Source organism: Brevibacterium samyangense (assembly GCF_039529845.1).
In the GTDB taxonomy this organism is placed as follows: Bacteria; Actinomycetota; Actinomycetes; order Actinomycetales; family Brevibacteriaceae; genus Brevibacterium; species Brevibacterium samyangense.
Genome location: NZ_BAAANO010000043.1, coordinates 26,549 through 33,900, shown reverse-complemented (window position 1 = coordinate 33,900; position 7,352 = coordinate 26,549). Strand labels below are relative to the sequence as shown.

Below are 7,352 nucleotides of genomic sequence, written 5' to 3'. Positions count from 1 at the left end.
ACGAGTACCCGCTGGCGTGGCGGGCGGTGTGGGCGTACTCGAGGAAACGATACGTCCGTGACACGCAAACCCTGACCTTGCAGGAGAACCGGGCGAAAGCCGTGATCGACGGGGAGAAACCGGCCCAGAAACCCCGGTTTCTGAAGGCGGACGGGAAGAAGTACAAACTCGACGAAGCGGCCTTGGCCAGGGCCAGGAAGGTTGCCGGGTTGAAGAAGTACGTCACCAACATCCCCGCGTCGCTGATGCCCGCGGTGGAGGTCGTGTCGTCGTATCACGACCTGTGGCACGTCGAGCAGTCGTTCCGGATGTCGAAGACGGACCTGAGAGCCCGGCCGATGTTCGCGCGGACGCGGGATGCGATCGAGGCGCACGTGACGATCGTGTTCACCGCGCTGGCGGTGGCGAGGGTCGTGCAGGCACGGTCGGGGTTGTCGTTGCGGGCGTTCTTGAGGTTGCTGCGGCCGTTGCGATCGGTGGTGATGAGTGTCGGCGGGCGTGAACAGGTGTACGCCCCGCAGCTCAGCGAGGAAGTGCGGGGCGTACTCGAGGACCTGCGGGGCCGGGGAGTCGAGCACTAAGGCAAATGAACCAACTCAGGGGAATTCTCCTGGACGGCCGAATCCGGCATTCGCGGTTCGAATACCTCCCCCACCCGACCTTCCGAGCCAAGCGACAGTAGTGCGCTTCTTGACGATGAATCCCGTTCAGTCCCTCGCCCCACCGGCGTGACGCTCCGGTTGTTCGGCATCGAGCGGCAGCTCCTCGGAGTGATTCCGTCAGGCACGAACGCGGTGCAATTGCTCTTCCACCACACGGGAGACGACGGTTTCGGTAGGAACGACGATCGGTTGCCCCATGTGTATCCCGATGGCTCGGACTCTCCCGCAGCATTCGATTCCACCCAGGTGCTCGGGAGCGCGGAATCCGAAATCACGGTGCTCAGTTATCACGGCTGTGTGCGGATTTCGGTCCGTATCGTCGCCGGCTCCGATCACGAGGACTACGTGATCACCCTCTGACTTTCGCGTAGTTTCCTCCGGAGCAACCACACCACAACCGCGGCCCACATGAGCAGCACGAGACCGAGCACCACGGTGGACGAGAACGTGTGCGCGTAGAACCGTTCGTCATCGATGTCCTGGCAGAGCATGACGGACGGGACCCGCATGAGGAATCCGTGCCACGCGTCCGGAACGTCCGCCCACGAGACCAAGGCGGACACTTCGGAGCAGGTCCCCGGGCCGGTCCGCCCTTTCTCGGCGACCATGTACTGGACGTACGTGAGAAGCAGACCGAGCACCGTGAGGACAGACGAGCCGGTGAGGACTCCGCGCCGACTCAACGGAAGATCGTCCGGACGCTCGGTCCGTGCCCCGGTCACCCCTCGAGCACCAGCTTCGCCCTCAGCAGCTCCGGCACCTGCGGGTCCATGCCGTGGGCGAGAAGGTATTCGAGCACCGAGCCGTGTGACTCCTCCACGGAGGCGAACACGCCCTCCATGAGCTCGACCGGTGCCTGCGTCGCGGTGTGCGAGAGGTTCGCGACGATGCCCGCCTGCGCGAAGTGCGAGTGCAGGGCCGCGAGGAAGTCCTCCCCGAGGAACTGTTCCGTCGCCGTGTAATCCCGCAGCACGTCCTCCCGCGCGACCGCGAGGAGGTCGAGCACGAACGCCGCGACGATCCCCGTCCGGTCCTTGCCCGCCGAGCAGTGGAACACCGTCGGCCCCTCGGTCCGGGCGAGCGCCTCGACGATCCCGGCGATCTGCTCGCCCGAGTGTTCGATCGCCGCGCGGTAGATCGTCGGTAGTGATCGATCGGGCAGGTCGAGCTTCTCCACCGCGTCCTCGTCCACCGGGTAGTACCGGTCCCCGAACAAGGGCATGTGCCGCAGTTCGATCCCGGTGTCACCGAGCGCATTCGGTGCCGCGAGCACCTCGCGCGACTCCCGCAGATCGATGACGGTCCGGATCCCCCAACGCACGAGTTCGGCCCACGCCGCGTCGTCGAGGTTCGCGAGCCCGTCGGCCCGGAACAGCACGCCCATCGCGAGCGGACCCGCCGTCGACGACCACCCACCGAGGTCCCGGAAGTTGAACGTGCCCGGCACCGCCAGGTGCTGCGGAAGCTCCACCGTCATCGCTGCTCCTTCTCGCTCCTCGCCGCATTCACGACCGCCGCCTCCAGTTCCGCCGTCGCCCGGCGCAACGCCGCCTCGGCGTCGACACCGGCCTCGCGGGCCTCCTGCACGAGGGCGAGGATCCCACGGCCGAGGCGCCCCTCGGCCTCCGCCACCGCGTCACCGGTGCCGGGGTCGCCATCGCCGGTACCGGGCTGCGCAGGCACCTCCGGACTTGCCTGCCCCGCCTCCGGCACCGGCAGTTCGAGTCGTTCGATCCTGTCGAACACCGCGTGCGCGCGGGCGAGCGCCGGCATCGCGGTCGGCACGGAGTCGAAGGAGGCCCGCACCCGGGCGACGCGGGAGGACTCCCCCGCGGGCGCCTCGGCGACGGAACCTGCCCCCGCCGCAGCTCCCGCCTCCGTTCCATCCGCAGCCTCTGCCGAACCCGCCGCGCCCGCCTTCGCGGCGCGTTCCGCGGCCTTGACCGCCTCGTAGCGCCGTTCCACCTCGTCGATCGGCACCGGGCCGGTCGAGTCGAACACATGCGGGTGCCGACGGACGAGCTTCGCCTTGAGCGTGCGGGACACCTTCTCGAACCCGTGTTCGGGGTCGATGAGCGCGGCGTGGAAGAGCACCTGGTAGAGCACGTCCCCGAGTTCGCCGAGGACCTCCTCGGCGTGGGCGTCCGTGGGGTCCGCCTCGTAGGTGTCGAGCGCACCGAGGAGTTCGTACGTCTCCTCGAGGAGGAACTTCTGCAGGGACGCGTGCGTGTGCGCACCCGCCCACGGGCAGCGGTCGAGGATGAGCGCCATGACCTCCGGGAGGTCGAGCGACGCGGTGTCCGGGCGCTCCCAGGTGCGTTCGGTCATCCCGCGCTCGCCTCGCTCCTCACCGCGTCCCCACCGCCGGTTCCGGCAGCCCCCGCAGGAGCCGCAGTCTCCTTCGGCACCGGCAGGATCGCGTCGAGGAAGTGCGTCACCCATTCCATGAGCGCGGAGTCGGTGAGCTCGGTGGCCGTGAAGCCACGGCCCTCCGTCGGCTTCGGCACGAGCACCGACCGGACCGCGGGCTTGAGCAGCGCCTTCGGGTACATGCGCTTGAGGCGGGCGATCTGCGATTCGGCGAGCTCGACCGGGCCGAACCGGATGTTGTTGCCCTGCGCGACGATCTCGTGCACGCCGGAGGCCTTCGCGCGGATCCGCAGGCGCGCCACGTCCGCGAGCACCTCGACGGCCGGCGGGAAGGGGCCGTACCGGTCCTTGAGCTCGTCGAGCACCTCGCGGATGTCCTCCTCGGTCCCGGCCGCCGCGAGCTTCCGGTACGCCTCGAGGCGCAGCCGTTCGTGGGACACGTAGTCCGTCGGGAGGTGCGCGTCGATCGGCAGTTCGATCCGCATCTCGACCTCCGGCTCCTCGCCCTCCCCGCGGAAGTTCGCGACGGCCTCGCCGACGAGCCGCACGTAGAGGTCGAAACCGACACCCTCGATGTGCCCGGACTGTTCCCCACCGAGAAGGTTGCCGGCACCGCGGATCTCGAGGTCCTTCATCGCGATCTGCATGCCCGCGCCGAGGTCCGTGTGCGAGGCGAGCACCTGCAGCCGGTCGAGTGCGTGCTCCTTGAGCTGGAGGTCGTTCGGGTAGAGGAAGTACGCGTACGCGCGCTCGCGGCCACGGCCCACGCGTCCGCGCAACTGGTGGAGCTGCGACAGTCCCATGCGGTCAGCCCGGTCGATGATGAGCGTGTTCGCGTTCGAGATGTCGAGGCCGGTCTCCACGATCGTCGTGCACACGAGGACGTCGAACTTCTTCTCCCAGAAGTCGACGATGACCTTCTCGAGGCGCTGCTCGCTCATCTTGCCGTGCGCCACCGCGATCCGCGCCTCGGGCACGAGTTCCGCGAGGTGGCCGGCGACCTTCTCGATGTCCTGCACCCGGTTGTGCACGAAGAACACCTGCCCCTCGCGGAGGAGCTCGCGACGGATCGCAGCCTTCACCTGCTTGTCCTCGTACTTGCCGACGTACGTGAGCACCGGGTGGCGCTCCTCCGGCGGGGTCGCGAGGGTCGACATCTCACGGATCCCGGTGACGGCCATCTCGAGGGTGCGCGGGATCGGGGTCGCGGACATCGCGAGGACGTCGACGTTCGTCCGCAGCGCGGTGAGCGTCTCCTTGTGCTCGACACCGAACCGTTGTTCCTCGTCGATGATGACGAGCCCGAGGTCCTTGAACCGTACCTCCCCCGAGAGCAGACGGTGGGTGCCGATGACGACGTCGAGGCGGCCGGCGGCGAGGTCCTCCTTCACTGCGTCCGCCTCCTTCTTCGTCTGGAAGCGCGAGAGCGCACCGACGTTCACCGGGAACCCCGAGTACCGCTCGGCGAAGGTTTCGTAGTGCTGTTGGACGAGGAGGGTCGTCGGCACGAGGATCGCGACCTGCTTGCCGTCCTGCACGGCCTTGAACGCCGCGCGCACCGCGACCTCGGTCTTGCCGTAACCGACGTCGCCGCAGATGAGCCGGTCCATCGGGATCGGCTTCTCCATATCGCCCTTGACCTCGTCGATCGTCGTGAGCTGATCGGGGGTCTCGTTGTAGTGGAAGGCGTCCTCGAGCTCTCGCTGCCACGGGGTGTCCGGGCCGAACGCGTGGCCCTTCGTCGCCTGGCGGGCGGAGTAGAGGCGGATGAGCTCCCCGGCGATCTCCTTGACCGCCTTGCGGGCCTTCGCCTTCGTCTTCGCCCAGTCCGAACCGCCCATCTTGTTGACGCTCGGGCTCTCGCCGCCGACGTACCGGGTGACCTGGTCGAGCCCGTCCGAGGGCACGTAGAGGCGGTCGCCGGGCTGGCCGCGCTTCGAGGGTGCGTACTCGATGACGAGGTACTCACGGGTGTGCGCGTTGTCGCCGCGGCCCGTGGTCCGCTGCACCATTTCGACGAAGCGGCCCACACCGTGCTGCTCGTGGACGACGAAGTCCCCCGGCTGGAGGTTGAGCGGGTCGACCTGATTGCGCTTGCGGCGGGCCGGGAGCCGGCGCATGTCCCGGGTCGACGAGGCGGCGGCCCGGCCGAGCACATCGGCCTCCGTGAGCACCGCGAGGCGCAGGTCCTCGAGGACGAATCCGCCGTAGGCCGCGGCCGTCGCCACCGTGATCGTGCCGGCGGAACCGGACTCGGTGACGTCCTCGCGGAACCGGGCGGGTACCTCGGCCTCGGTGAAGACCTCGACGAGGCGCCGGCCGGGGCCCGCGCCCTCGGTGAGGACGTACACGGTCCACCCGTCGTGGGTGAGTCCGCGGAGGTCGGCGAGCACCGCCTCGACGTCGCCGGCGTAACCGCGCGGTTCGCGGGCCGGAACGTCGATCACGGTGCCGACGGGCTCGATCTGCGCGAGTTCCGCATCGACCGCGAACCCGCCCATGTGCCACCACGGCAGCCCGAGGATGCCCGCGGCCTCCTGGGTCTGCTCGAGGGTGCGGAAGCTCGCGGTCGACAGGTCGACGGGCGAATCCCCTCCCCCGGCCGCCGAGGCCCACGCCGCCTCGAGGAACTCCTCCGTCGTCGCGACGAGGTCCTCCGCGCGGGCGGCGATGCGTTCGGGTGCGAGGAGCACGACCCGGCTGTGCTCGGGAAGGGTCGCGAGGAGCGGTTCCATCCCGTCGGCGAGCGCCGGGGCGAGGGACTCCATGCCCTCGACGGCGATGCCGTCGGCGATCCTCTCGAGCATGTCCCGGGCGCCGGGCAGGTCGTCGGCGAGCTTCCGGGCACGGTTCCGGACGGACTCGGTGAGGAGTACCTCGCGGCACGGCGGTGCCCACACCCGGTACTCGGCGCCCTCGACGACGGGCATGGACCGCTGGTCGGCGACGGAGAACGGGCGGATCTCGTCGATCTCGTCGTCGAAGAACTCGATGCGCAGCGCGTGGTCGTCGGTCGGCGGGAAGATGTCGAGAATGCCACCGCGCACCGCGTACTCGCCGCGCCGGGACACCATGTCGACCCGCGAGTACGCGAGGGAGGAGAGCTGCTCTGCGAGGTCGGACAGTTCCGCCCGGTCGCCGACCTTCAGTTCGACGGGTTCGAGCGCGCCGAGGCCCTTGACGAGCGGCTGGAGGAGCGCGCGCACAGGGGCGACGACGACCTGCACCGGCCGGTCCCCCGGATGCGCGAGGCGCCGCAGCACCGAGAGACGGCGACCCACGGTGTCCGACCGCGGGGAGAGCTTCTCGTGCGGCAGCGTCTCCCAGCTCGGGAAGAGGGCGACGGCGTCCTTCGGCAGGTGGTCGGCGAGCGCGGACTCGAGTTCCTCCGCCTCACGTCCCGTCGCGGTCACCGCGAGGACGATGCCGGGGGCGCCGTCGTTCTCTCCTGCACCACCCGCGGCCGCACCACCCGCAGCTCCTGCCAGCAGGGTCGGCCACAGTCCCTTCACGGCGTTCACGGTGCCCCCGGAGGAGGTGACGTCGGTGAGCGCGGTGATCGCCTCGGCGATGTTCGGCTGGGTGGACAGAGAGCTGGAGATTCCCGTCAAAGACACGTGGACGAGTCTAGTGGGCGGCGTCCCTCTGGGAGACTGGGAGTCATGAGTACCTCGGCACAGTCGCCCGTCCCGTCCGCGCAGTCGCTCACCCGGTTCGTCCACCCCGTCGCGTTCCTCGTGTTCATGTGGCTCGTTCGCGCATTCGACTGGGTGCTGCCGGGCACGTTCAACACCTACGGCATCCGCTCGTGGGACGTGACGAGCGCCTTCGGGATCGTCCTGTCCCCCGTCCTCCACTCCGGCTGGCCGCACCTCGTGGCCAACAGCGTGCCGTTCCTCGTCCTCGGCCTCCTCGTCGCTGCCGAGGGCGCACGCCGTTACTGGCTCGTCACCGGGATCATCGCGCTCGTCGGCGGGATCGGCACGTGGGTCGTGAACTGGCCGGGCACCCTCACCGTCGGCGCCTCCGGGCTCGTGTTCGGCTACTTCGGGTACTTGCTCGTGCGGGCTTTCGTCGTGAAGACGCTCTCCCACCGCATCCTCTACGCCGTCATCGCGATCGTCGTCGCGGTCCTCTACGGCGGTTCCATGCTCACCGGCGTCCTGCCCGTCCGCGTCGGCATCTCCTGGCAGGGGCATCTCTTCGGCGCGATCGGCGGCGGCCTCGCCGCCTGGCTGCTGCGTCCCCGCACCCCGGTACCTGCGAAACCGGCGAACACGTTCGGGTTCTAGCGGGCCCGCAGGGCCCTTCCCTCGCCCC

At 69.3% G+C, this 7,352-nt stretch carries 7 protein-coding genes; 3 read left to right on the top strand and 4 right to left on the bottom strand.

The window, feature by feature from the left end; translation table 11 throughout:
- Together ABD172_RS15170 and ABD172_RS15165 are read left to right on the top strand one after the other, a co-directional pair.
- Positions 1-581 (top strand): IS1634 family transposase (locus ABD172_RS15170; RefSeq protein ID WP_344311039.1); only part of this gene is annotated, 581 nt, incomplete at its 5' end.
- Positions 582-740: 159 nt separating this feature from the next.
- The gene (locus tag ABD172_RS15165) at positions 741-1,022 is read left to right on the top strand and encodes a hypothetical protein (protein ID WP_344311037.1); all 282 of its coding nucleotides are present in this window, start codon (positions 741-743) and stop codon (positions 1,020-1,022) included.
- Here the strand turns inward: ABD172_RS15165 and ABD172_RS15160 are convergent.
- The 4 genes from ABD172_RS15160 to mfd are packed head-to-tail and all read right to left on the bottom strand — an operon-like array spanning position 1,004 to position 6,649.
- The gene (locus tag ABD172_RS15160) at positions 1,004-1,345 is read right to left on the bottom strand and encodes a hypothetical protein (protein ID WP_344311035.1); all 342 of its coding nucleotides are present in this window, start codon (positions 1,343-1,345) and stop codon (positions 1,004-1,006) included. The two genes, ABD172_RS15165 and ABD172_RS15160, sit on opposite strands and share 19 nt — an antisense overlap.
- Positions 1,346-1,380: 35 nt before the next feature.
- A complete protein-coding gene (locus ABD172_RS15155) occupies positions 1,381-2,139 on the bottom strand; it encodes a tyrosine-protein phosphatase (RefSeq protein ID WP_344311034.1) in 759 nt (252 codons plus the stop codon).
- Positions 2,136-2,990 carry a MazG nucleotide pyrophosphohydrolase domain-containing protein gene (locus ABD172_RS15150; RefSeq protein WP_344311032.1) on the bottom strand — a complete coding sequence of 285 codons (855 nt, stop codon included), beginning with the start codon at positions 2,988-2,990 and terminating at the stop codon, positions 2,136-2,138. Before ABD172_RS15150 ends, ABD172_RS15155 begins: the two co-directional genes overlap by 4 nt.
- Positions 2,987-6,649: a transcription-repair coupling factor gene (gene mfd / locus ABD172_RS15145; protein WP_344311031.1), complete on the bottom strand. Its 3,663-nt coding sequence runs from the start codon at positions 6,647-6,649 to the stop codon at positions 2,987-2,989. The genes ABD172_RS15150 and mfd overlap by 4 nt, the downstream gene beginning before the upstream one ends.
- Positions 6,650-6,694: 45 nt before the next feature.
- Between mfd and ABD172_RS15140 the strand changes: the two genes are divergently transcribed.
- The gene (locus ABD172_RS15140; protein ID WP_344311029.1) at positions 6,695-7,324 is read left to right on the top strand and encodes a rhomboid family intramembrane serine protease; all 630 of its coding nucleotides are present in this window, start codon (positions 6,695-6,697) and stop codon (positions 7,322-7,324) included.
- Positions 7,325-7,352: the final 28 nt, after the last annotated feature.

Bases quoted from the DNA above. Each gene is read 5' to 3' on its own strand.
- ABD172_RS15155 (WP_344311034.1), bottom strand. From the start codon at position 2,139: ATGACGGTGGAGCTTCCGCAGCACCTGGCGGTGCCGGGCACGTTCAAC.
- ABD172_RS15150 (WP_344311032.1), bottom strand. From the start codon at position 2,990: ATGACCGAACGCACCTGGGAGCGCCCGGACACCGCGTCGCTCGACCTC.
- ABD172_RS15140 (WP_344311029.1), top strand. From the start codon at position 6,695: ATGAGTACCTCGGCACAGTCGCCCGTCCCGTCCGCGCAGTCGCTCACC.